Raw genomic sequence first — 23006 nt, forward strand, 5'->3', positions numbered from 1 at the left:
ATGCTGATCATAGGCATAATAGCTAATGTTCAATTCTTTGGGGTAAGTATAACGTAAACCGTTTTTTTACGCAATATGCATTTTCTACGAAAAAAATCGGGTGATCGGCAGAAACTCATAAAGCCATGGGCTGACATAGCTTGCCCGTAACTTTGCGCTGAAGTCTGATACTTTGCTATCTTTTCCGCAGTTGGATACAATGAGAATAAATCGAAGGTGGTAAAAGCTGCCTTAAGTACAGAGATGGGGAGGAGTAAAAATGGCGATAGCAGAAGTAACGGTTATTCCGATCGGGACGGCAACGACCAGCCTCAGCGCTTATGTGGCCGATATGCAGAAAGTACTCGCAAACCAGCAAGGAGTCAGTTACCAGTTAACCTCCATGAGCACGATTATTGAGGGGCCGTTGGAGGAGGTTTGGAAAGCTATTTCGGCACTGCATGAGGCGCCTTTCCTTTCGGGAGCGCAGCGCGTGTCCACATCTGTAAAAATCGACGACCGGCGCGATAAAGCTTCATCCAGTGCGCAAAAACTTCAGTCGGTGCAAGAGAAGCTTCATCATTAAACCATCTATATTGATAAAAGGTGTTGCATTTTGAAACGAAAGTTGTATAATAGTTTTTGTTTCGTTTGATTGTTCAGACGAAAAACAACTTGCCAAGCTGGTGTAGCTCAGGGGTAGAGCAACGCACTCGTAATGCGTAGGTCGGGGGTTCAATTCCCTTCACCAGCACTCTTATAAAGCCTGATAGGGCGCGGGTTTCCGGATTTCGGAGACTGCGCCTTTTTTGTTTGATCGGCCTGATTGCTAACATTTTTACTAACCTTTACTCGATTAAAGTGTTTTCTTCGGTAGAAATTCGCGTTTCAGTGATCGAATCATCAATATTTTCAGGGCGGATTAGGGCAAATATCTGAAATAAGCAAGCAAAGACTCCCAATCCATTGGTGCAGTGCACATCCCTTAGAATTTATCGGATTAACCAAGGGGGGTTCTAGTGTCTCTTCTAAAGAGTTCAGTTCAAGTTTATGGCAGATCATTTTTATATTCTTGTAATATTCACATAAGTTCCTTGCTGTTCCCATTCGACTTCATCGCCGATAACCAAAAGGCCGTACTCTGATGATGTAACACCAGCCTCACGGCGTGATCTATCCTCAAACTCACAAGTTATAAAATATGCATTTTTTATTGGGCTGTCACTTGCGGTCTGAGTTGCAACAACCCTTTTATCGACTATTTTACATTGATATCGTTCTATGGGTTGCATAGCATTTCTTCTTTTTTCTCTTCGCTCCTGAATAATAGGGATGCCTATAGCTAGTGATATTATTCCGATAATAATTAAAACGCCAATTATGCTACCAAGTCTCTCCATATAAAATTTTATCTCCTTCCTTAGTAAGCTAAGGGGAATTATATCAAATGTTCATAGAACTAACATAATAATTTCCAGATAATATGTGTAATATGGTAAAAATCTTGAAACAAGATAGAAGCGATAACTGAATTAATAGTATATAACTAGACCCTGCTAGCTACAAGCGCTGTTCATCCAGGTTTAGCGCGAAATAAACGCAGACCTTATGGCAATATGCCACCTGGTCTGCGTTCTTCATGTAGTTCAACAACTTATTTTTTCTGTACGGTCGACACGATCAATAAAATGCCTTGGTCTGTGCCACCATTGGAGTTGGCGAAAGAAAATATGGTGGTAGGAACACCGCACATTATAACTTCGTCGTCTTGTAAAATATCGCCTGTGGCCCCCATATATATACCGGTATGGGATTTTTGATTTTTATCCATTACATGAAAGATGGCCATTGGACCGATATTTTCAATATTTTCTTCCACAATTTCTATAACGGTTCCTTTAACCTGAACCATCTTATCCAGATACGGAGTTATGTTTTTGAAAATATGACGGGAAGTGATGCTTGCATCCACCAGCGATTTGGCTTTGTTTTTGCTTTCAGCCGTAACGGCAGGGAAAAGATCGCTATGACTCGCTATGTAGTTATAAGTTGCCTCTGACATTTCTCCGTCTTTCCCCGCGAAAGCTGGAACAAGCTTTGACATAAAGTCAGCTATTGTCATTTGATCTGAACTGGCTGCTGCCGCGGATGCGTCCGGTGCTGCTGACTGTGTGGCGGTAGCCGCTGTTTGGGTAACTTTAAAGGAATCGACCATCTTTTGAACCATTTCTTTGCCGCCTTTATCGTAAGATTCTTTGGTGTAAGAAATGGAGAGGGTGTACATATTGGGGCTTGCAGGTACGATGTATTGAGCTACAACGACTTGAACTCCCGATTGTCCTTGGGTATACTCGCCGATCAGCACGCCGGAATTATTGGCTTTGTCGTCGTAACTTATTTTTTTGTAATTTTTTATGGCGTCTCCAAAAGCTCCGCTTTCATATTGGGCAACGGTCGCATCCGCAATTGCTTTAGCCGTCGCATCCGAGTTGTTAGCTGCACCAGTAACGTTAACATTATCCGCAAATGCTGCTTTTGTATCAGGATTGGCATAAGCGGCTTTAACCAAAGGCTGATTAAGTTTCGCTAAATCTACGGCTTCCCAAGAAGCTGGATATACAAATGAAAACTCTTTAGTTTCGGCCGTTGCCGTTTTTTCTTCATCCGATTCCTTCGGAGTGTCCTTCGCCGCTTCCTGGGTTACGGTCGTTTTGCTTTCTTCGGTCGCCGATTTTTTTTTCTCTTTTTCTTTGGAACCGCATGCTGTTAGTAGCAAGCATAAAGATAATATAAGTACTATTGATTTTTTCAACTTTATTCATTCCTTTTTACGATTGCCCATCGGCTGGGGGATTTGCTCCGTTCATCATGCATGACAAACCTGGGTGCTGCTATTTTGCTTTTTGTGGTCCCCCCTCTACATGGTGTTTTCGGATTGATATGGCTGAAAAACCGAAGTGAAGATGAGGTATGCTGCTTTTTTTACCAGGTTCTATTTTTTACGAAAGTTTTTAGTTGTTGGTTTCACCAAAAAAGTTACCGATCCCCATCAATGGTTATTATTGTAACATGAAATCGGGAATAACGACTTTTATCCCTACTGAGTTTCGGGGAATCGTGCGGAATTTGGCGAGTTTTGCTGGCGGAAACCTATGCTTTCTCCTATACTAGGGAACTGTTAGAGAAAAACAGCAGGAGGGAAATCATGAAAGACATTAAACGTATTTGCGTCTATTCCGGTTCCAATCCGGGAAACCATGCCGAATATGAAGAAGCGGCGGTTCGATTGGGCGAGGTGCTTGCGGCGCGCGGCATCGATCTGGTGTACGGCGGAGCCAGCGTCGGCCTGATGGGGCGTGTGGCGAACCAGGTGATGTCTAGGGGAGGAAAGGCCATCGGCGTCATGCCAACCGGACTGTTCCGTGGTGAAGTCGCCCATACCCGCTTGTCTGAGTTCCATGAAGTAGCGAGCATGCATGAGCGTAAGAAGATGATGGCCGACTTATCGGACGCGTTTATCAGCATGCCAGGCGGCCTTGGTACATATGATGAGCTTTTTGAAGCAGCCTGCTGGTCGCAAATAGGGGTTCACAACAAGCCGATCGGCTTGCTGAACGTGCGCGGATTTTATAATCCGCTGATGGCCATGCTGGAGCATACGGTAAAAGAAGGTTTTATGCGCGAGGAAAATCTTGAGCTGCTGATCGTCGAATCCGACCCGGAAATTCTTGTGGAACGGCTCCTGCATTACGTCCCTGTCCAGCAAGGGCAGAAATGGGTCGAGCTGACCTAAGCGAGCCAAGTAAGTTCACGAAAACGCGGTTAAATCGATTATATGAGGATATTTAAAAAAGCAGGCCCAATGGCAGTAAACTGCCTGGGTCTGCTTGTCGATCAACTGCTCATGTATCCACCAGCGATGATTTAGCTTTGTTTTGCTTTCTGCCGATATGGCAGGGAATGGACGCTATGACTCGCTATGTAATAATAAGCTGTTTATGTCATTTATCTGTCATATTTTAGAACAAGCGCTGCCATGCATCGGCCAGAATCTATCAGCTCATTAATGCTGTCATGGTTTTACAAATGTCGAGCGTTGATTGTGCGCCGGTACATTACTTCTTGTTTACTGTAAAGGAGTCGAGCATCTTTTGAGCCATTTCTTTGCCGCCGTTATCGTAAGATTCTTTGGTGTAAGAAATGGAAAGGGTATACATATTAGGGCTTCCAGTTATGATGTATTGAGTTAATACGACCTTAATTCCCGATTGCCCTTGGGTATACTCGCCGATCAGCACGCCGGAATTTTTGTCTTTGTCGTCATAGCTTATTTTTTTGAAATCTTTCATGGCGTCCCCTAAAGCTCCGCTTTCATATTGGGTAACAGTCAAATCCGCAATTGCTTTAGCCGTCACACCCGAGTTGCCAGGCGCAGAAGTGACATTGACATTATCCGCAAACGCTACTTTCGGAGCAGGATCGGCATAAGCCGCTTTGATCATGGGCTGGTTCAATTCCGACAAATCATAAGCTTGCCAGGATTCCGGGTATTCGAAGGAAAATCCTTCGGCTTCTGCCTTTTTGGTTTTTAAATCATCCGATGGTTTAGCGGCATCTTTCGAAGCATCATCTTTTGAAGTCTCTTTCGGAGTCTCCTTCGTGGTTTCCTTCGGCGCTTCTTGGGTTACGGTAGTCTTGCTTTCTTCTGCCGTTTTTTCTTTGTCCTTCTCTTTGGAACCACAAGCGGTTAATAGCAGGCATAAAGACAATATCAGTACAATCGATTTTTTCAACTTCGTTCATTCCTTTTTACGATTACCCATCGGCTGGGGGATTGGCTTTATTCATCATGTCTAAAAAGCTTGGTACTAGCGGGTGCCGCTCCTTTGTTCTCTTTATAATAAACCTCCCTTTTCCTTGGAATGCCCAATTGATTCTGCACTAAGCAGAAGCGAAGATCAGGTCTATCTTTATTATCGGATTTCCACTTCCATTTACAAAGATTTAAGTAGATAGTTTCACCAAAAAAGTTACCTGTCTCCACCAATGGTTTATTGTAACATAATTTTTAATGAATTCCGACGCTTTTATTTCTTTATCAGGTTTCTTGGCCTGTCCATTAGGTGTAAATAAGAAGTAGAAGGATGGGGAATAATTTCTGAAGGGCGGCAAGCCAATTTTTGGAGGTGGAAACGGTGGGCGAAAACAGCATTACGATTCATTTTATCGGCGGGGAATCGCTTAATATCATTTCAGGCGATATTCCGGGAATCATCCAAAAGCTGAAGAGCGAGGAATGGGTCGTTATCAACGAACATCATGTGAAAACATCAAGCATTTCCTTTTTCAGCGTATATGAGCCAGGTTACGACAAGAAAAGCGAGAAGAAGGCACCGTTAACCCGCTGAAAATTTGGGGGCGGATGCCAACAGCATTTCCCGGAAAACGGCGGTTGCAGGATCAAAACGCAGTTCAAGGCTGGTGGACTGCGTTTTTGTTATGCGCTAAAATTGTCTTATTTTTCATTTGCCAAAATGGGATGTTTTGAGTTATAATAGGAACACTTGTTCTTATAAGTAATCAGGAGATGATATTTTTGAGCAAACCGAATCAATCTGTTTTGATTGCCCCGGACCGGGACTTCAAGGGAACGCCTGCCACAGAGAACAACATAGAAAATTCCGAATGGCGGAAAGTGGAGCAAGTGCTTACGCGTTCGCTCGAAGAGCATGTGAAAATCTGCTTGACCGTGAATAAGCCGCATGGAACCAGCGATTTAAAGGGGTTCGTGACAGTTATTAATACATATTTGAGAGAAATCAAATTGCGTGAAGAAGACGACTGGCAGTGGATCAGATTTGAGGATATTCGATCAGCGCAAATTTAATAGTTTCGGTTAAATTCCCTGTAAGCTTCCCCCGACTAAGGTCCAGTACGAAACCGGTCTGCGGTTTGTTGTTGCTGCTGCTTTCAAATCCGTATAATGGGTACCATATATAACCAGGTTGATTTGATAGAGGGGGAGACAAGGTGAAATCATTTAGGCGGTTCGGAGCCGTGGCATTACTTTCAACAGTGTTTCTGGCGGGGTGCGGCGAAGTGGATGAAGCCATGCAAAATATCAAGGAAGAAGCGGTGCAAACGGCTGACGAATTCGTGCAGGCTGCCAAGGACGAAGGTAATGTTGCGGTCAGGGCGGCGGATCATTTGGCCACCGACACCACAAACAAGGTGAAGGACAATATAAGAAAAAAGGGCAAGCAGTTAAACCTGACCGCCCAGCGCGAGGTTGGCGCCGATACCATGCTCTATATTGATCATAAGGTCGGTGACATCAAGCTTGTGCCCGGGAAAGGGCAAACATTGTCCGTCAAGACAACGATCTGGGCGAAGGATGATAAGGCGTACAGCAGAATCGAGAAGGAAGCCGAGACTTCTTTTGTGTCCGCAAACGGTAAGCTGATGATCGTCACCAGCCCGAAAGGGGAGCCAGATACAAACCTATGGGATTGGTCCAACTCCAAGTACGGTACCTCCAATTTCATGATCGATTATGAGGTGGAAGTCCCTGCGGCAATGACCGGTTTTGAAATCACCAATAATGTTGGCGGAATTCAGATCGATAATCTCAAGGGAGTATATCTGGTCAATAATGATGTGGGAGAGACCGTGATTAGCCACGCTTATATCCAAGGGGAATCCCGAATTGGATCGGGTGCGGGCAGATTGCAGCTCGACATCAGCGGGATCGCCGAGGACGGAAGTCTTAAGGCTAAAACCGATGTGGGCAGCATCGATGCCAATTTCGAAGGTTCAATCAAATATACCTTGGATGCCGATAGTGATATTGGGCCTATTTCCGGCGCCGCTAAAGGAAAACAAGACGTTAACGGAGGAGGCCCGCTGGTTACTCTTTCTTCCTCGGTAGGATCTATTACCGTAAGGTAGACGCGGGGGTTTTGATGACGATACTTCGGTATTGATCGCGTTTATCCCGTAAGGGAGTTCATTTCATAGATAGCAAAAAGCCTGCGTCTCAGTGAGACTGCAGGCTTTTTGCCAAGTAAGGGGAATGATGGGTGAAGAGTGAGGCTGGCGGAAAACGAAGATTTGATCTTCGTTTCTAGTAATATATTCAGAATGCAACGGATGTTTCGTGATAGAATAAGAGGTTAAAATGCTCATTTTTACTAACCTAGTGAGGTTTCCAGCTGTATTTTCTCAAACAGACTGAACTCGCCGCTGGCGGATGGGCCTTTATAAGTAAAGCCTGCACCGCTATACAAACGGTTCAGGGCAGGTTCGGACGCAATGCAATCAAGACGGATTCGGTCTTTGCCGGGGAAACGAACGTCTTGCTGAGCCCAATGCAGAATCGCATTTCCAAGCTGCTTGCCTTGAAAATCGCGGTTGATGCATAGCCGGTGCAAGTAAACGGATGATTCATGCCCTTCATCGCCCCAGAGCGAACGGTCCCAATTGCTGGCATGCTGCTGCAGAATGGCCATGCCGGCGATGATCCCATCCTGCTTGAATATAAATACTTCGCCGCGCCCAATCGCATCTTCCATTCCGTGCCGGTCTTCCCCGGCAAGAAGTTCATGCCATTGCTTGGAGCCTTTGCTTTGCAGCCAGGCAGCGGTTTGAACCATCAGATTCTTCACGGCTTCCCTATCATCAGGTCCTGCTTGCCCTGCTACGATCCCCGGCAAGACCTCCCGCCTAAGAATGCTACATTTCACTTTATCCATATCGGTATATGCTCCTCCTTGGCTTGTATGATCCTATTTTAAAAAGAGGACCGACTATACGCAAGCAACCTGCCGAAGCTTGAAATCAGGCTTGTCCGCCTTAAGAGGCAAGGTATGGTCGTACAGGCCGTCTGATGCCAAGCGGCATTTAATAGAATATAAAGCTATTGCGGCAGATCAATTCGTCGGCTGAAGTCGAAGGGATTCGGATGCAGCCGGGATTTGAGCTAAGCGGGAAAGGTGGTGAAGGACAGATTGAAAAAGGCCGATTTTATATCCAAAATGATCCCGCTTGCCGTAGCCGATCAGCTGAAAACGGGGGTTCCGGCTTCGCTTACGATCGCTCAGGCGGCGCTTGAATCGTCATGGGGCGGGAGCGGTCTCACCGCCAAAGCCAATAATTTGTTCGGCATCAAGGGCGATGGCCCGGCCGGAAGTATTCGTATGCAAACCTCGGAATATATCAAAGGCACAATGGTACAGATTTATGCTTATTTCCGGATGTATCACAGCTGGGAAGAATCGATCCAGGATCACTCCCGGTTGATTGTTAACGGTGTGGCCGGTGATCGGAGATATGCGGGAGCTCTGAATACGGACGGCAAAACGGCAGCCAAAGCCGTGGCCAAAGCCGGTTATGCAACCGATCCGCAATATGCCGATAAGCTGATTCTCATCATGGATCAGTACAGTTTGTATCAATATGACAGCATGACGGGAGGAGAGGAACCCATGACCAAAGAAGAGAAAGCGGCATTTGAAGCGCTGCAGCAGACGGTAAAGCAGCAGGCGGAATGGATGAAGCAGCAGGAGGGTCTGCTGAATATGCCATGTCCGGTTTGGGCGCAGGATGCGTTTGAGTTCTACAAGCCGTATATTGCGGATAATAAAGGCAGTTATGATTTTTGGCGGCAGCTCGTGATCCAGTACCGGCGCGAAAAAGGAATAAGGGTCAGCAATGCCGGCGGCTTCATTTAGACATTTTCCGGGCCGATCCCCAAAAGGAAAAATCCCTGGGAGAGTTTGCACTCAAGCAGGGATTTTTTTGAAGTTCGGAAAATAAAATATTAAGGCCTTATGGTTACGCGTGTACCGACAGGTACGTACGATGAAAGCTCAAGTACGTCCTCGTTATGCATACGGATGCAACCATGTGAAACTTCGTGACCGATCGATTCAGGATCATTGGTGCCATGGATGCCGTAATGCGGTTTCGAGAGTCCCATCCAAAGCGCTCCAAACGGTCCGCCGGGATTCAACTGCTTATTGATGATCTTATATTCGCCGGTCGGGGTACTTGTCAGCATTTTGCCGATGCCAACGGGATAGGACTTGGTAACTCTATCGCCGTCCAGCAAATATAGCGTTCGGTCCGATAGATCGACGATAATCCGATAGTTCGGCATTTGCATCACTCCTTACTTTCAGAGTATGTTTATAAGGTGGGGAATGTACTCTCGGATTCATTCGAATATTCTGAAATAAAGGAGTTCAAGAAATTGATGCATCGAAAAAGAATTCTCCAGTACAGCGTGCTTGGCATAATCGTATTGATTGCCGCTGTGTTTCTCTGGAGGGAAGGTCCTTATGTTTATCACCCGGCGCGAACGAGTGCCGAGGTTCACAATAAAGCGGGAGCGGGGGCCATACGGGTCCATGGTTTTTTCTCGACCAGACCAACGCCTAATGCCATTTATTATAAGAATAAAGTGATTGTATTGATGTACCATGACGTTCAGCCGAACCCTACGAACATCAAAAGCTTGGATACGGCTGTGTTCAAACAGCAGCTTGATGCCATGAAGGCCAACGGATTTAAGTGGATTACGATGGAGCAGTACGCGGATTTTATTACCAAACGCCGCCCCGTTCCGGATAACGCTGTACTTTTGACATTTGATGACGGTTATGAAACATTTTATAAGCATGTTTTCCCGATCTTGCAGGAATATAAGGTACCGGCTACGAATTTTTTGATCGTTTCAACGGTAGGGAACAATAAGCATCCCGGCATTCCGAAGTTGAACTGGAAGCAGGTACAGGAGATGCGCAAGGCGGGAATCGACTTTTACAACCATACCTACGACTCCCACTCTTACGGTTATATTCGGCTTCCAGGCAAAACGAAAGACCGTGCCGAACCGTTGTTGATGGGGCCGCTGCACAACAAAACGCTGCATCATGTGGAAAACCAGGAAGAATACGTCCGTCGTGTAAAACATGATTTGGGGCTGGCGGGTCAGATTTTGCGCCAGGAGGTCGGGAATACGGAGGATATTCTAGCTTTCCCTTACGGGGGTTATTCCAAACCCGTCATCGACATCTGTCACGAGCTCGGCATACGGGTTACCTTCTCGGTCAAACAGGGGATCAACAGTCCTGGCCAATATATCGGTTACCGCGTCAATGCCGGAGGAATGGATAATAACCCGATTTCGCTTATTGAATATATGAAAAGAGGCGCACCGATCAAAACGCCGATCAAAGGCTTCAACGTATAGAAAATGGGCAACCCCCGGGAAGGCTGCAAATCGCAGCTCCCCGGGGGTTTATGTTTGGTCTGGCGCAGCATGACGCCAACTATTTAACCCCTGACAGTCTATACAAGCAAGACTGCAGCCGGTTCCTGTGTTTCTTGATGTGTTGGTAAGCAGAATAAATGACATTCTAAAACAACAAAAGCCCTACCTCTCTTTTGTCCTTGCGGCTCCGATGACCGCGCCAGTGTGAATCAGAATTACGTCTTTGTTAAACTCATACTTCGTTAGGGTTATTCAAAATAGGAATTTAATACTTCGTGGTCACGAAGGGTTATTCTTCTAGCGAGGAACGTAAAAAGGGGTTAAATGAATTATACAAGTTCAAATCTTATCATAAAAGCAATGATTTGGCAAGGGTTGGTTTGAAGCAATATTTCAACGTGGAATTTTAATGCGAAGATGTTTTGATTTTTTTGCTCCGCTTGGGCGGGGCTTTTCTTGGCATATCAGAAAGTATAAATTTCCGGGGTCCCCGCAAAGTAATCGGAATAGGCTTCGAAGGTCACGCGTCACTTTGTGGGGTTGAGTTTCCGGGGTCCCCGCAAAGTAATCGGAATAAGCATCGAAGGTCATGCGTCACTTTGTGGGGTTGTTTTGTTTGTTATATCATTTTATACAAAAAGATATATTTTACTGAGAATATAGTCATAAATTCCAGTCTTTCGACCGATATACATAGTATTAATGGACTATATACTCTTATAAAAAGGAAGGCTAAGGCTCTATGGATACCGAATCTGCTTGTCCGGAGACAAGAAATCTGTACCGGACTTTTTTTTATAAGTTGCTGCGAAATTATGTGGTCGGTTCGTTGTTGGTTATTTTGATTGCGGGAAGCTCTGTCGTATTGGCGACATTGAATTTGCCCCCGGAGGAACACCGCAGGCTCGGATTCATTATGCTGTTGTCGCTAGCTGTCATGACGATCGTCGAACTGATTGTTTTTTTGCGCCATATCAAGCCAATCCGTCAAGGCTTAAATTCAGGTGCAGGCTTGAAGAAGTTAAAGGCGGCATATGTTCAAACGCACCGGCTGCCGCTTTTAACCGTGTTTCGGATTTTGGTGCCTCATCTGCTGGGTTTCTCCGTTCCGGCGGTTATATTGACTTCCTGCCTGCTTAGCAGAGGGCTGCTGAATTTCCCGGTTCTGTACATGTTGGGGGCGTCTTTGGGGGCGCTGGTGATTGCGGGCATGCATGCCATGCTGGATTTTTTCCTGACTACAGCCGCCATCCGCCCGCTGCTGGTTGATCTCAAGATACAGGCTAATAAGAAGTATCAGGTTGAACTGAATGCCAAAGGATATAAGTTTTTATCGATAAGGCCGAAGTTTCTGATCAGCGGCATGCTGATCGGTACGTCGCCGCTGCTGCTGTTCAGCCTGGTTGTGCATTTCCGGCTACAAAATTCGGATGCGGGCCTTTTTCAGAATTACTGGAGTTGGGCGGGGGTGATCCTTCTTATCGCTGCTGCTTTCACTTATATGGGGGCGCGGCTGATCACGCAGGATATCGAGCGACCGATTTCCCAGCTGTACGATGCGATGAATGACATCAAGGAAGGGCAAATGACGAAAATCCCAAACATTTATTCGGATGAATTCTCCAAACTTGTTTCCGGATTCAACATGATGGTTGGCTCGCTGCAGCATCGCGAGAAGCAGAGCCAGGTTATGCTGGACAGCTATTTCGTGGCGCTTGCGGCAGCACTCGATGCGCGGGACCCGTATACCGCCGGTCATTCACTCCGTGTGGCCGAATACTCGGAGCTGATCGGCAGGCTTTGCAGCATGTCAACAGAGGAACTGGCCATCATCCGGAAGTCGGCGCTGCTGCATGACATTGGCAAAATCGGCATCAGCGACACCGTCCTGTTGAAGGAAGGACGCCTGACGGATGAAGAGTTCAACCAAATCAAAGCCCACCCGATCCTTGGCGAGAACATTCTGGTCCAGATTGAACCGAAAGATGAGATGGCCCCCTTGCTGCCCGGTGTTCGCTCGCACCATGAGCGATATGACGGCCAGGGGTATCCTGACGGCTTGGCTGGAGAGGACATACCGGTGCTTGGACGGATTATTGCGGTGGCGGACGCTTACGATGCCATGACCTCCGATCGCCCTTACAGGAGAGGGATGGCCCCCTCCATTGCGCTTTTGATTTTGGAAGAAGGCAAAGGAAGCCAGTGGGACCCGGCTTTTGCCCAGGTCTTCGTAGACCATATGCGCGCGCAGCTGTTCTCTATGAGGAAAGGGAGAGCATAGATGATGAAAGGAGTCCGCCGGCAACGGCGGTTTTTTTAGCAGTATAGAATTTATAAGTTTTTTGGGGGTCCCCGCAAAGTATTTGGAATAAGCATCGAAGCATAGGCTCCACTTTGTGGGGTTATTTTAGATATGGATGAGCATGAATATCAAGCGCCCTACAATCCTTATATGCGAATATGCGAAGGTCTCGTATTAAAGGCGGTCCAACCCTATATAAATGCATCACCGAAGGATACGTTTCAAGGAAAATGCTGTCTGAAATCGGAATAATAATCCTGCCCCCAAAAAGTTACATTTGCGAATACGACGATAAATGCTTTCTAGGAGGTGAGCATTTTGTGAAATTCCTAACAAATAATTATTTTCATCGACTTCGCTCATTGAAGCTTTGATAGAACATAGTTATAATGGTGGCATCTAAGATTTGAAACATTAAAAACTAAGGGAGTTTCGCACTATGAAACGTGGAGACCTGCTGCTCATTTCAGCGGTTTTATTGGCCGCCGTGCTGCTGATGGTTCCCAAGTGGATTCAAGGCAGCACTGAAAGTGAAAAAAATCACAATAATGCATTGACGGCTGTTATTAAGGTAGATGGGAAAGTATATCGGACTGTTAATCTGACCCAGGAGGAACAAACGATCGAAATCAAGAACGACCACGGTTATAACCTGCTTAAGGTGCATGATTACGGAATCGAAATGATTGATGCCGATTGCCCGGACCAGATCTGTTTGTCATTCGGCTTTAAATCCAGAAAGGGAGACAGCATCGTCTGCCTGCCGCATCGGATCATTGTCGAAATCGAAGGCGAGGGCGGGGAAGGAGAGGGTACGGATGCCGTTATCTGACGAAGAATCATCGATTGTCCTGAAAAGAACGGTAATGATCGCGATCTTTGCAGCGGTGGCCGTGGTGCTGAGCATCGCCGAATCCATGATTCCGATAAATATTCAGATTCCAGGGGCTAAGCTGGGTCTAGCCAACATTATGATTTTGACTTGCTTGTATTTTTTAAGAGCGAGGGATTGCTTGCTGCTGGTCGTGCTGAAAACGATTTTGACCGCTTTTATATTCGGGACCTTTTCCAGTTTGATGTTCAGTCTGTTCGGTTCTCTGTTCAGCTTTGCGGTGATGGCGCTTCTGATGAAGCTGGGACGCCGTAAACTGAGTTTGGTCGGCATCAGTATCGCCGGCGGTGTCGCTCACAACTTCGGACAGCTGACAGCGGCGTCCATCGTGTTCGCGACGATGAATATTTTCTATTATTTGCCCGCGCTGCTGATCAGTGGTATTGCCACAGGTATTCTGGTCGGGATCGCTGTGAGGTATCTGGTGCCGTCCCTGGCCCGGCTGTCCTTGTTTGAACCGTTTGTGAAGGCGGAATAAAAGCTTGGCGGGGGGAGTTCAAAATGAATGTGATGATGAAAAGTACGAATGCCGGCCCGGATATGGTCGTGCTTGAAGATGTGTCCTTTGCCTATGATGGCAGCCATGCGGATATCCGGGATGTATCGCTTACGATTCCTCAAGGCGAATGGGTTACCCTTGCCGGCGCGAACGGCTGCGGGAAGACCACCCTGACCCGGCTGCTCAATGGGCTTTTGCGGGCAAACTCAGGCCGCATTGCTATAGGCGGGCTTGAGCTTGGGAGAGGTACGCTTGCCGAAATCCGGCAGAAGGTCGGCGTCGTTTTTCAAAATCCGGATAACCAGTTTATCGGCTCGACCGTGGAGGAGGACATGGCTTTTGGGCTGGAGGGTCGCTGCCTTGACCGGGAAGAGATGCAGGGAAGAATCCAATATTACGCTTCACGCCTTGGGATCAGCCAGCTTTTGCACCGCCATCCGCATGAGCTGTCCGGCGGGCAGAAGCAGCGGGCCGCGATTGCAGCCATCCTGGCCATGGAGCCGGAGCTCATCATTCTCGACGAAGCATCGTCCATGTTGGACGAAAAGGCCCGTCAGCAATGGCTTAGCTTATTGCAGGAAATGCATGGGGAAGGACGCTACACTCTGCTCTCCATCACCCATGATGCCGAGGAGGTTGCCGCTTCGCAGCGGGTGGTTGTGATGCGGGAAGGGACTTTGGCAGCGGATGTGACGCCTAATGAACTGTTTCGGGATGAAGGGCTGCTGCATTTATGCCGGATGCTGCCGCCGTTTCGGATTCAGCTTGAGATGGAAATGGAAAAGCAAGGGATTTTGCCCGTGGATCGGGATTTCGCGGGAAGCGGGATGACAGGCTCGGAGGTTGAATGGATATGGCCATTATACTTCGGCAAGTGAGTTATATGTATGATGCGAAAAGCCTGCTGAAGCAAACGGCGCTTGAGCATGTGGATCTTGAGTTTGGGCAGGGGGTGCTGACAGGAATTGCCGGGGCTTCGGGGTCAGGCAAATCCACGCTGCTGCAGCTGCTGAACGGCATTTTGCTTCCGACGGAAGGAACCGTCAGCGTACTGGATGTAACGCTAGCGGCCGGCAAGAAGCCGCCAAAGCTTAGATCCTTGCGCAAGCGGGTAGGCCTTGTTTTCCAGTTTCCCGAACAGCAGTTGTTCGCGGCTACGCTGGAAGAGGATTTATGTTTTGGCCCGATCAATTTCGGGGTATCTCCCGCCGAAGCCGCCAGCCAGGCTAGACAAGCGATGCAGCGTATGGGGCTTGATGAATCGCTCCTGGCACGTCACCCGCTTCAGCTTAGCGGGGGGCAGCGGCGCAAGGCGGCGATCGCCTCCGTGCTGGCGATGGACCCGGACATTCTCGTGCTCGATGAACCGGGTGCCACCTTGGATCAGGAAAGCCGGGCCGAGCTTACTGAACTTCTCTGCAAGCTGTGCCGCGAAGAAGGCAAAACGGTCATCATCGTGACGCACCGGATGGATGAGCTGCTGCCTTATGCAGACCGCTGGGTGATCATGCATGAGGGCCAGGCCGCATTTAGCGGTACCCCGCGCATGCTTGTCGATCAGGCGGAAAAGCTGGCGGGCTGTGGTTTGACGATTCCGCAGCCCATTGGGTACTGGCTGCAGCTTGAGAAAGCCTTCGGGCTTGAGGGCGAGAGTCCATGTTTCAGCCCCGCTGCCTTGGCCGCCCGGCTTGCCAGGCTGATACACGCTGAGAAGAGAAAGGAGCGTGTTTATGCGTGAGAAGCTGTTAATCGGAAGATTGATCGACACCGGTTCTCCGGTACATCAGCTGGACCCCAGATCGAAATTGACCGCCATGCTGTTGTACGCGGTTATGGTCGTGGCTGCGCGGACATGGCCGGCGCTGCTCTGCTTGACCGCTTTTTCCGTACTCATCATGGTCATCACCCGCATTCCGCTTGGCACCTATCTGAAGGCGGCGAAGCCGCTAAGGCTGCTGATGTTGTTTATCCTGATCGTACAATGCCTTGCCGTCAAGGGCGGCAGCGTGCTGGTTTCTATAGGCTCCTGGCATTTGGATGCAGCTGGGCTGCAGGCGGGCATTTACGCCGTGGTGCGGATGACGCTGCTGGTATCTTTTACGGCACTGCTCACGTTTACAACATCCCCCGGGCAATTGAACCAGGGAATGGAAGGGATGCTTCGTCCGTTTGAACGCATCGGCATTTCGGCCGAGCGCCTGTCGCTGATGACCGGGATTGCGCTGCGGTTCATTCCGGCGATTCTGGATGAGGCGCAAACGATATTAAAAGCGCAGGCATCGCGGGGCGCGGACTTGCGGGAACTGCCGTGGAAAGACAAGGGGCGGATGCTAATGGCGCTGCTGGTTCCCGTGACGGTCGGCGCGTTCCGGAGAGCGGAGGATTTGACCGCTTCGATGGAATCGCGGGGTTACCGGATCGGGGCGCCGCGGTCAAGATACCGGCCGTTAATTTGGAGCATGGCGGACACCTGGTTTGTGGTAGCTTTTGCGATCATGTGCCTGACGATGATATGGATAGGGATCTTCTAGGCGATTTATCAAGATCGAAAGAAAGAATTCAGCACCTTAAGTGCTTGATTCAATATAACAAAAATGTGGAGGGGATCGCTGTGTCACGTTGGTTTGGAGAAAAAGAGATTGAGCTGCTGGCACCCGTAGGAACGTTCGAAATTTTCAAAGAGGTTATTCAGGCCCCGTGCGATGCGGTTTATTTTGGCGGACCTGCTTTTAATATGCGTCTGATGCGCAAAGGATACAATTTTTCGCTAGAGGAAATTGCCGAGGCGGTTCGCATGGCTCATGGACTTGGCAAAAAAGTATACGTAACCGTCAATAACCTGCTCAACGAAACGGAGGTCGAAGGGGCGAAGGAGTACTTGCGTTTTCTGGAACAGGCTGGGGTGGACGCTTTGATCGTACAGGATTTTGCGGTGCTGTCGTTAGTGCAGGAAATGGGGCTTAACCTTCCGCTGCATGCTTCGGTTATGATGAACGTGCAAAATCTGGAGATGGTGAAGGCGCTGCAGGAGCTTGGCGTGGAGCGATGCGTGACCTCGCGGGAAATGGATTTGCAAACGGCCCGTTATATCCACAGTCAGACCGGGATGGAACTGGAATACTTCATTCATGGCGACATGTGTGTAGCCCACGGCGCGAGCTGCAGCTACAGCTCTATGGTGTTCGGGATGAGCAGCAGCCGCGGCAAATGCATGAAGCCGTGCCGGTGGGATTATCGCATCAAAAAGGATGGCTGCGTCTATCCTGCCGAGTTCCCCCTTGCCGTCAAAGATATGTACATGTACGAGAATATACCTGAGCTGATTGAATCGGGGGTCTGTTCCTTCAAAATCGAAGGCCGGATGCGGGATGCTTCCTTTGTCCTGATGCTGGTTAACAGCTACGCGGATGCCATCGATCGCTATATCGCCGACCCTGTCGGATTCGACCGCTCGAAGGACGCCAAGCATTTATATGAAAATCGGAAACGGGATTTTTCAACTGCCTACGCATTCGGAAAACCAGGGCTTTCCAACATTAATCGCCGTTATGAAGGAACCGGGAAATTTTACAGCACCGGGCGGGTATTCAGTACGCCGACGCCCGAGCGGGAACTTTCTGATCAAAGAATAGATGAAATTCGGACGCAGCTCTTAGGCGTGAAGGGGGCAAAGTCCGCGGCGGGGGCAGCCTGCCTGGCCGTCAGGGTGAACAATATGGATCAGGCGCGAATGGCTATAGAAGAGGGAGTCGATGAGCTGTATCTCTCAGGCGATGTGTTTTTACCGGACCTGCCGTTCACAAGAGAAGATATCCAATCGCTTTGCGCCATCAAAGGCGGGACGAAGATGTATTTAGGATTGCCGCGGATGATGACCGAGCTGCATATGGAGCAATACCGGCAGCTGCTTAGCCGGGAAAAACTTGCGATCGATGGATTGCTGGTCACGAATTTAGGCGCGATTCATGCATTCAAGGATTTGGGTTACCCGATGATCGGGGATACGAGTCTGAACGTATACAACCATCTGGCGGCGAAATTCTACGGAAATCAAGGTTTGCAAAGAATCGCCTTATCTTCAGAATTGACTGCTGAACATTTGGGAGAAGCGTTGACATATTCGGAATTGCCGCTGGAGATGATCGTGCACGGCTCCCCGACAGTGATGTATATGGAACATGACTTGTACGAAAATACGGAAGTTTTGGAGCCGATTGGCGAAGAGGATAATCGTTACGTCGATAATAGTGTGCTGGTATTGATGACCGACAAAGGCGAAAACCCGGTTTACCGGGACCGGAATGGCCGGAATCATCTTCTGCTTAGCAAAGAGCTTAATTATCTTCCGCTGCTGCGGGAGCTGGCCGAAGCGGGCGTATCCTGCTTCCGGATTGAAGGGGCGACTTACAAGGTGAGCGATCTGCAGACCATTATCCGTGCATACCAACAAGCCCTGAAGGAAGAAGCGGCCCCCCATCTTGAGCCGGTATACGCCGGTTATACGCTTGGAGCGCTTCAATTCAACTGATTCAATCACGACGACCGGAGGAGGAATTCGCATGACTGAGCATGGAAAGCAATTGGAGGCCAAAACGGTTCAGGAGCTGAGAGGTTCCTACTTTTACCCCTGCACGCAGCATTTTTACCGGCAGCCGCCGCTGATTGTGCGCGGTGAAATGCAGTATTTATTTGATAATCACGGCAAAAAGTACACTGACTTGTTTGCGGGAGTCTCAGTAGTAGCGTGCGGGCACTGCAATCCCGCTATTGCAGAGGCTTCCGCCGACCAGCTGCATCGCCTGCAGCATACATCGACGATTTATTTGACTGAACCCAATGTACTGCTGGCAGAACGGCTCGCCGAGCTGTTGCCGGGAGAGCTGACACGGAGCTTTTTCGTCAACAGCGGCACCGAGGCCAATGAAGGCGCCCTGCTGCTGGCCCGCCGGCATACGGGACGCAAAGGTTTCATTTCGCTTGAACACAGCCTGCATGGCCGGAGTTATCTGACCATGGAGGTGACAGGGCTGGCGATGTGGCGCTGCGACCCGTTTCTGGACGGGGATACGTCCTTTATTCCGCGGCCGTTCCAGCCGGGGCTAACAGAGGATGAAGCGGCACAATGCTCTTTGGAGGCGCTGGATCGGGTGCTTGCGGCTCGGGGAACGGAGATTGCGGCCATGATTGTGGAGCCGATTCAGGGCAACGGGGGCATCATCGTCCCTCCGGCCTGGTATTTCCGCGAGGTCAAAAAGAGACTGGACAGCTATGGCATTCTGCTGATTGCCGACGAGATCCAGACCGGCTTCGGCCGTACGGGGGAGATGTTCGCTATCGAGCATTTTGGCGTACAGCCGGACATCATGACGATGGCCAAAGCGCTTGGGAACGGCGTGCCGGTAGCGGCTTTCTCCACGACCGATGTTATCGCCGCCTCCATGAACCAGCCGTCGGCCTCCACGTTCGGAGGCAATCCGGTATCGGCAATGACTGCGCTGGCCGTGCTGGATTATATCCGGGACGCCGGGCTGGTCGAACGTTCGCGGCTGCTTGGGGAAACTCTGCAGGCCTGCCTTCGGGAACTGAAGCAGCGTCATGAGCCGTTTGTAGCGGATGTCCGCGGCTTCGGACTTATGGTCGGAGCGGAGATCGGCGGTGGAACTCCGGAGGAAAACGCGCAGCTGGTTGACCGGATACTGGAAGCTATGAAGGACAAGGGATTCATTATCGGTAAAAACGGGGTCAACCGCAACGTACTGGCCTTCCAGCCGCCGCTTGTGATCAATGAGGAGGATATCGGGCGTATGCTGAAGGCGCTGGACCAAGTGTTGGCCGGGATCGGCCGGGATACGGAAGGTTCTCCCGAGCGGATGAACGCATCGGAAAGGAAGTGAACGTGATGCAGGCTATTGGGATGCACAAAGTGCTGCATAAGACCAGGCAGTTCGGCGAACTGGTCATGTTCTCGCATACGCTGTTTTCATTGCCGTTTGCCGTCATTTCCATGGTATGGGCCGCCGGAGGTTTCCCTTCCTGGCATGTCATGCTGTGGGGACTGATCGCACTTGTTGCCGCGCGGAATGGGGCCAACGCCTTTAACCGTCTCGCTGACAGGCGGTTTGATGCCGCCAACCCGCGTACGGCCCATAGGCACCTGCCCAGACGTCTGCTGGGCACCCGGGAAGTGGTCATATTCGTTGTCGTAAACTATGCCGTATTTATCTTTGCGGCTGCAATGCTGAATCCGTTGTGCTTCGCATTATCGCCGGTCGCCATTTTTCTGATCACGACGTATTCTTATACCAAACGATTTACCTGGCTGAGCCATCTATATCTTGGTTTTGTGATCGCTTCGGCGCCGATTGGCGCATGGTTTGCCGTAACCGGAGCTTTTGCTTTCACTCCATTCGTGCTGGGAACGGTGGTTATGTTGTGGATTGCCGGCTTTGATGTCATCTACGGAACCCAGGATATTGAATTCGACCGTTCCCATGGCTTGTGGTCCATTCCCAGCTATTTTGGGCTTAAAACAGGCCTGCTGATGGCCAAAGCGATGCATTTGGTCATGATGCTGCTGCTTGTGATGCTCTATTTTATCCAGGATCTGGGCTGGCTTTATTTGACGGGGCTCGGCATCGCGGTCATCCTTCTGATGACGGAGCATGGAATTATTCGGCCTGCCAATACCCGGGTCATGAAAATGGCTTCTTATCATTTGAATCAAATTATCAGTATGGTGATTCTGTTTTTTACGCTCATGGACTTTTTCCTGATTCACTGATTTCACATATATAGGGAATTTTGCTAATATAAAAGTAATCCCGGCAGAACCGAACAGATTCGATCATCTCAGAAAATGGACTCATGCCGCAGATTATGCCACGAAAACGTGCCCCATGAATGGAGCAAAGCTAGGAGGTAGGGGAATGAGTATTCGGAAAGCAGTATCCTGGCTGCTTGAGGCCTTGCGCAGCGTCGTTTTTCTTATGGTGGGAATTCTGATTCTCGGAGCTGCTGAAAGGCCTTTAACGGCAGGAGGACGGCTGCAGCCCGCACAATTGCTGCTGCTGCTCGCAGCGGATCTGATTATACTTTATGTTGTGCATCGGAAATTTATAGCGCAGCGGCGGTTTTACCGCTCTTCGGAGAAGCCGGCGTTGTCCGGCAGGCAGACGCTGATTCTGCTCGGATTCGCAGCTATAGCCTTCGTAACGGTAGCCATTGTGTAAATGCAAGCATTATCGTAAGTCTATGGAACATAATATCGACGTACATCTAAGAAGCGAGGCGCAATTAGCGGATGTTTCTTAATAAGTTTTTTTTGGGGTCCCCGCAAAGTATTTGGAATAAGCATCGAAGCATAGGTTCCACTCAGTACTTTTGCTCCGCAAAAGCGCCCTTCAGGCGTCGGACTTCTTTCCGATACACTTTGTGGGGTTATTTTGCGATTATAGAATACTTAGGCTCCGCTTAAAACTTAATCTTAAAAAAGGCTGTCCCCCAGTTTGGGGAGCAGCCTTTTTGCTTCTTATGCAGCTCTGCCTCCGAAATACCGATGCAGCACCTCCAGCTGTCCGAATGCCGGATGGCTGAGCAGCGGAGAGACGGCATTCATGGCCTCTTGCAGATAGTCTTCTCGCATCTTCTCCGCCTTTGCCAGCGCGCCGCCCGAGCGGATGCCCCGAAGGACGTATTCGATTTCCTCCTCGGCCACGCCGGAATGGATATTGCGAATATAAGGGGCAAGAGCTGCATCCTCCAATGCGAAGAGGACAGGCAGCGTTACCTGCCCGCGTCTCAGATCGCTGCCGGCGGGTTTGCCAATTGCGGCGGCGGTCGCCGTGAAATCAAGGATGTCGTCTTCAATTTGGAAAGCCATTCCCAGCGACTCGCCGAAGCGGTAGAGCATGTCAGCCGTTTCGGAATCCGCGTCTGCGGAAAGCGCGCCTACGCGAAGGCAGGTGGCCATGAGTTGGGCCGTTTTGCAGCGGGTTTTCTCAAGATACTCCTCCAAGCTGAGATCATAGTCATAAGCATGCTGCAATTGGTTATATTCACCGAGGCAAAGCTGCACGGTGGCGATGGAGGAGAGATCATGGACAAAACGGTCCTCATCCGCCGTATACATCGAAAGCAGTTCAACCACCCTAGCGGACATATAGTTTCCGATATGAACCGCTTCGGCCACGCCGGTCTGCGTATGCAAGGAGGGGGCGCCCCGCCGCAGATCCGAACGATCGATAATATCATCGTGAATCAGTGAGGCGGCGTGGATGAATTCCGCGGCAGCCGCAAGCTGGTATTGCCGGCGTCCGGTGCTTGCCGTGCCGAAACGGCTGCCGGTAATGACCATGATGGGCCGCAGCCGTTTGCCGCCCGAGCGGATCAGACGCAGCACGCTGCGGGCCAGCACGGACGTGCGGGGAACATCCTTGTCGTATTTGACGATATTCTCGATTTCGCGGTTAATCCGGTGGATATCCATTTGAAGGGCTTCGTGCAGGGATGGTTTCATCTCTCTTACCTCCACATATTGATCTATTTTTACAGCAGGCGGACATTTCCCTACCTTGCGAAGGATTAGATAGCTTTATGTTTTTCAGGTGCAGCCGACGCCTGCTCATGCTGCAAATAGGCCTGAAAAACGGATGCCAGCGGTTCGGCTGCGGGTTGCCCCAGCGCTTGCCGGATATACCATGTCTTCAGAACCGGCGCGAGATAACGTACCAGTTCCATTTCCCCGAACTGAAGGGCCAGCTGAATGTACAAGCTTTGAAAGTAGTCGCCGTCCAATATTTTCCTTGTCAGATCGGGATCGGAATAGCTGACTTTGTCATGTCTTTTCCTGGCCAGTATCAGCAGCGTGAACAGAGCCAGCAGATTTACGGCGCGTGAATATGAGACCTCATTTCGCTGCAGCATCGCCGCGGCTTCCGTAAGCTCCGACAGGTCCGGATCCGGCACGATCATCGCTTCCGGCGCACAAGCGGCCTTCAGAAGCTGAAGTGTATCCTCAATCAGTTGAGTCATCATTAACGCCACCCCCTGGGATAAAATCGGT

Annotated in this window: 24 protein-coding genes and 1 tRNA gene; 18 read left to right on the plus strand and 7 right to left on the minus strand. The window is 49.5% G+C overall.

Features of this window, described 5'->3' with window-relative positions:
* Positions 1-259: 259 nt before the first annotated feature.
* Positions 260-565 (plus strand): MTH1187 family thiamine-binding protein, encoded by a 306-nt coding sequence (locus L6442_RS02955; protein ID WP_194235253.1) that lies wholly within the window; start codon positions 260-262, stop codon positions 563-565.
* Between the two features lie 96 nt (positions 566-661).
* Positions 662-733, plus strand: a tRNA-Thr gene (locus L6442_RS02960).
* 310 nt (positions 734-1043) lie between these two features.
* Here L6442_RS02960 and L6442_RS02965 read toward each other — a convergent pair.
* A complete protein-coding gene (locus L6442_RS02965; RefSeq protein ID WP_212980440.1) occupies positions 1044-1379 on the minus strand; it encodes a DUF2500 family protein in 336 nt (111 codons plus the stop codon).
* A 254-nt stretch (positions 1380-1633) separates the two neighbouring features.
* Positions 1634-2791, minus strand: a complete 1158-nt coding sequence (locus L6442_RS02970; RefSeq protein WP_212980439.1) for a PsbP-related protein — start codon at positions 2789-2791, stop codon at positions 1634-1636.
* A gap of 402 nt (positions 2792-3193) precedes the next feature.
* Here L6442_RS02970 and L6442_RS02975 point away from each other — a divergent pair, with 402 nt between their 5' ends.
* Positions 3194-3772 carry an LOG family protein gene (locus tag L6442_RS02975; protein ID WP_194235260.1) on the plus strand — a complete coding sequence of 193 codons (579 nt, stop codon included), beginning with the start codon at positions 3194-3196 and terminating at the stop codon, positions 3770-3772.
* A gap of 322 nt (positions 3773-4094) precedes the next feature.
* On the opposite strand, the gene L6442_RS02980 is transcribed toward L6442_RS02975, so the two are convergent.
* On the minus strand, positions 4095-4772 hold the full coding sequence (locus L6442_RS02980; protein ID WP_212980438.1) for a PsbP-related protein: 678 nt from the start codon (positions 4770-4772) through the stop codon (positions 4095-4097).
* A gap of 402 nt (positions 4773-5174) precedes the next feature.
* Between L6442_RS02980 and L6442_RS02985 the strand changes: the two genes are divergently transcribed.
* From L6442_RS02985 to L6442_RS02995, 3 genes are all read left to right on the plus strand, one after another.
* Positions 5175-5387, plus strand: a complete 213-nt coding sequence (locus tag L6442_RS02985) for a hypothetical protein (RefSeq protein WP_194235249.1) — start codon at positions 5175-5177, stop codon at positions 5385-5387.
* A 188-nt stretch (positions 5388-5575) separates the two neighbouring features.
* Positions 5576-5866, plus strand: coding sequence for a YolD-like family protein (locus L6442_RS02990; RefSeq protein ID WP_212980437.1), 291 nt, complete (start codon positions 5576-5578; stop codon positions 5864-5866).
* Positions 5867-6009: 143 nt separating this feature from the next.
* The gene (locus tag L6442_RS02995; protein ID WP_212980436.1) at positions 6010-6927 is read left to right on the plus strand and encodes a hypothetical protein; all 918 of its coding nucleotides are present in this window, start codon (positions 6010-6012) and stop codon (positions 6925-6927) included.
* Between the two features lie 242 nt (positions 6928-7169).
* Here the strand turns inward: L6442_RS02995 and L6442_RS03000 are convergent, their stop codons facing one another.
* Entirely contained in the window at positions 7170-7730 is a 561-nt protein-coding gene (locus L6442_RS03000) for a GNAT family N-acetyltransferase (RefSeq protein WP_212980435.1), read from the minus strand.
* A gap of 243 nt (positions 7731-7973) precedes the next feature.
* Here L6442_RS03000 and L6442_RS03005 point away from each other — a divergent pair, with 243 nt between their 5' ends.
* Positions 7974-8708, plus strand: coding sequence for a glycoside hydrolase family 73 protein (locus L6442_RS03005; RefSeq protein ID WP_237100192.1), 735 nt, complete (start codon positions 7974-7976; stop codon positions 8706-8708).
* A gap of 89 nt (positions 8709-8797) precedes the next feature.
* Here the strand turns inward: L6442_RS03005 and L6442_RS03010 are convergent, their stop codons facing one another.
* Entirely contained in the window at positions 8798-9136 is a 339-nt protein-coding gene (locus L6442_RS03010; protein WP_194235245.1) for a L,D-transpeptidase, read from the minus strand.
* A 96-nt stretch (positions 9137-9232) separates the two neighbouring features.
* On the opposite strand from L6442_RS03010, the gene L6442_RS03015 reads away from it, so the two are divergent.
* The 11 genes from L6442_RS03015 to L6442_RS03065 all read left to right on the plus strand — a co-directional run bounded on the left by L6442_RS03015 (position 9233) and on the right by L6442_RS03065 (position 21174).
* Entirely contained in the window at positions 9233-10231 is a 999-nt protein-coding gene (locus L6442_RS03015; protein WP_194235244.1) for a polysaccharide deacetylase family protein, read from the plus strand.
* Positions 10232-10994: 763 nt separating this feature from the next.
* On the plus strand, positions 10995-12533 hold the full coding sequence (locus L6442_RS03020) for an HD domain-containing phosphohydrolase (RefSeq protein ID WP_212980434.1): 1539 nt from the start codon (positions 10995-10997) through the stop codon (positions 12531-12533).
* A gap of 460 nt (positions 12534-12993) precedes the next feature.
* The gene (locus L6442_RS03025; protein ID WP_194235242.1) at positions 12994-13386 is read left to right on the plus strand and encodes a NusG domain II-containing protein; all 393 of its coding nucleotides are present in this window, start codon (positions 12994-12996) and stop codon (positions 13384-13386) included.
* The gene (locus tag L6442_RS03030; RefSeq protein WP_194235241.1) at positions 13373-13924 is read left to right on the plus strand and encodes a Gx transporter family protein; all 552 of its coding nucleotides are present in this window, start codon (positions 13373-13375) and stop codon (positions 13922-13924) included. Before L6442_RS03025 ends, L6442_RS03030 begins: the two co-directional genes overlap by 14 nt.
* A 23-nt stretch (positions 13925-13947) precedes the next feature.
* Positions 13948-14823: an ATP-binding cassette domain-containing protein gene (locus L6442_RS03035; RefSeq protein ID WP_237100193.1), complete on the plus strand. Its 876-nt coding sequence runs from the start codon at positions 13948-13950 to the stop codon at positions 14821-14823.
* The gene (locus L6442_RS03040; protein WP_212980433.1) at positions 14799-15683 is read left to right on the plus strand and encodes an ATP-binding cassette domain-containing protein; all 885 of its coding nucleotides are present in this window, start codon (positions 14799-14801) and stop codon (positions 15681-15683) included. The genes L6442_RS03035 and L6442_RS03040 overlap by 25 nt, the downstream gene beginning before the upstream one ends.
* Entirely contained in the window at positions 15676-16476 is an 801-nt protein-coding gene (locus L6442_RS03045; RefSeq protein ID WP_212980432.1) for an energy-coupling factor transporter transmembrane component T family protein, read from the plus strand. Before L6442_RS03040 ends, L6442_RS03045 begins: the two co-directional genes overlap by 8 nt.
* A gap of 80 nt (positions 16477-16556) precedes the next feature.
* Positions 16557-18473 (plus strand): peptidase U32 family protein, encoded by a 1917-nt coding sequence (locus L6442_RS03050; RefSeq protein ID WP_212980431.1) that lies wholly within the window; start codon positions 16557-16559, stop codon positions 18471-18473.
* Positions 18474-18504: 31 nt separating this feature from the next.
* Entirely contained in the window at positions 18505-19839 is a 1335-nt protein-coding gene (locus L6442_RS03055; RefSeq protein WP_212980430.1) for an aspartate aminotransferase family protein, read from the plus strand.
* Positions 19840-19844: 5 nt separating this feature from the next.
* Positions 19845-20726 carry a UbiA-like polyprenyltransferase gene (locus tag L6442_RS03060; protein WP_212980429.1) on the plus strand — a complete coding sequence of 294 codons (882 nt, stop codon included), beginning with the start codon at positions 19845-19847 and terminating at the stop codon, positions 20724-20726.
* Between the two features lie 145 nt (positions 20727-20871).
* On the plus strand, positions 20872-21174 hold the full coding sequence (locus L6442_RS03065; protein ID WP_194235235.1) for a hypothetical protein: 303 nt from the start codon (positions 20872-20874) through the stop codon (positions 21172-21174).
* Positions 21175-21473: 299 nt separating this feature from the next.
* Here the strand turns inward: L6442_RS03065 and L6442_RS03070 are convergent, their stop codons facing one another.
* Positions 21474-22460, minus strand: a complete 987-nt coding sequence (locus tag L6442_RS03070; RefSeq protein ID WP_212980428.1) for a polyprenyl synthetase family protein — start codon at positions 22458-22460, stop codon at positions 21474-21476.
* A gap of 65 nt (positions 22461-22525) precedes the next feature.
* Complete coding sequence (locus L6442_RS03075; RefSeq protein WP_212980427.1) at positions 22526-22978, minus strand: hypothetical protein; 453 nt, start codon at positions 22976-22978, stop codon at positions 22526-22528.
* Positions 22979-23006 lie beyond the last annotated feature (28 nt).

Source organism: Paenibacillus azoreducens, from assembly GCF_021654775.1.
In the GTDB taxonomy this organism is placed as follows: domain Bacteria; phylum Bacillota; class Bacilli; order Paenibacillales; family Paenibacillaceae; genus Paenibacillus_AQ; species Paenibacillus_AQ azoreducens.

What these genes read in the sequence shown, in the direction of transcription:
- L6442_RS03060 (WP_212980429.1), top strand. Translation starts at nt 19,845, where the DNA reads ATGCAGGCTATTGGGATGCACAAAGTGCTGCATAAGACCAGGCAGTTC.
- L6442_RS03065 (WP_194235235.1), top strand. Translation starts at nt 20,872, where the DNA reads ATGAGTATTCGGAAAGCAGTATCCTGGCTGCTTGAGGCCTTGCGCAGC.
- L6442_RS03015 (WP_194235244.1), top strand. Translation starts at nt 9,233, where the DNA reads ATGCATCGAAAAAGAATTCTCCAGTACAGCGTGCTTGGCATAATCGTA.
- L6442_RS03010 (WP_194235245.1), bottom strand. Translation starts at nt 9,136, where the DNA reads ATGCCGAACTATCGGATTATCGTCGATCTATCGGACCGAACGCTATAT.
- L6442_RS02965 (WP_212980440.1), bottom strand. Translation starts at nt 1,379, where the DNA reads ATGGAGAGACTTGGTAGCATAATTGGCGTTTTAATTATTATCGGAATA.
- L6442_RS03075 (WP_212980427.1), bottom strand. Translation starts at nt 22,978, where the DNA reads ATGATGACTCAACTGATTGAGGATACACTTCAGCTTCTGAAGGCCGCT.
- L6442_RS03070 (WP_212980428.1), bottom strand. Translation starts at nt 22,460, where the DNA reads ATGAAACCATCCCTGCACGAAGCCCTTCAAATGGATATCCACCGGATT.
- L6442_RS03020 (WP_212980434.1), top strand. Translation starts at nt 10,995, where the DNA reads ATGGATACCGAATCTGCTTGTCCGGAGACAAGAAATCTGTACCGGACT.
- L6442_RS03040 (WP_212980433.1), top strand. Translation starts at nt 14,799, where the DNA reads ATGGCCATTATACTTCGGCAAGTGAGTTATATGTATGATGCGAAAAGC.
- L6442_RS03055 (WP_212980430.1), top strand. Translation starts at nt 18,505, where the DNA reads ATGACTGAGCATGGAAAGCAATTGGAGGCCAAAACGGTTCAGGAGCTG.
- L6442_RS03045 (WP_212980432.1), top strand. Translation starts at nt 15,676, where the DNA reads ATGCGTGAGAAGCTGTTAATCGGAAGATTGATCGACACCGGTTCTCCG.
- L6442_RS02955 (WP_194235253.1), top strand. Translation starts at nt 260, where the DNA reads ATGGCGATAGCAGAAGTAACGGTTATTCCGATCGGGACGGCAACGACC.
- L6442_RS03030 (WP_194235241.1), top strand. Translation starts at nt 13,373, where the DNA reads ATGCCGTTATCTGACGAAGAATCATCGATTGTCCTGAAAAGAACGGTA.
- L6442_RS03025 (WP_194235242.1), top strand. Translation starts at nt 12,994, where the DNA reads ATGAAACGTGGAGACCTGCTGCTCATTTCAGCGGTTTTATTGGCCGCC.
- L6442_RS03000 (WP_212980435.1), bottom strand. Translation starts at nt 7,730, where the DNA reads ATGGATAAAGTGAAATGTAGCATTCTTAGGCGGGAGGTCTTGCCGGGG.
- L6442_RS03035 (WP_237100193.1), top strand. Translation starts at nt 13,948, where the DNA reads ATGAATGTGATGATGAAAAGTACGAATGCCGGCCCGGATATGGTCGTG.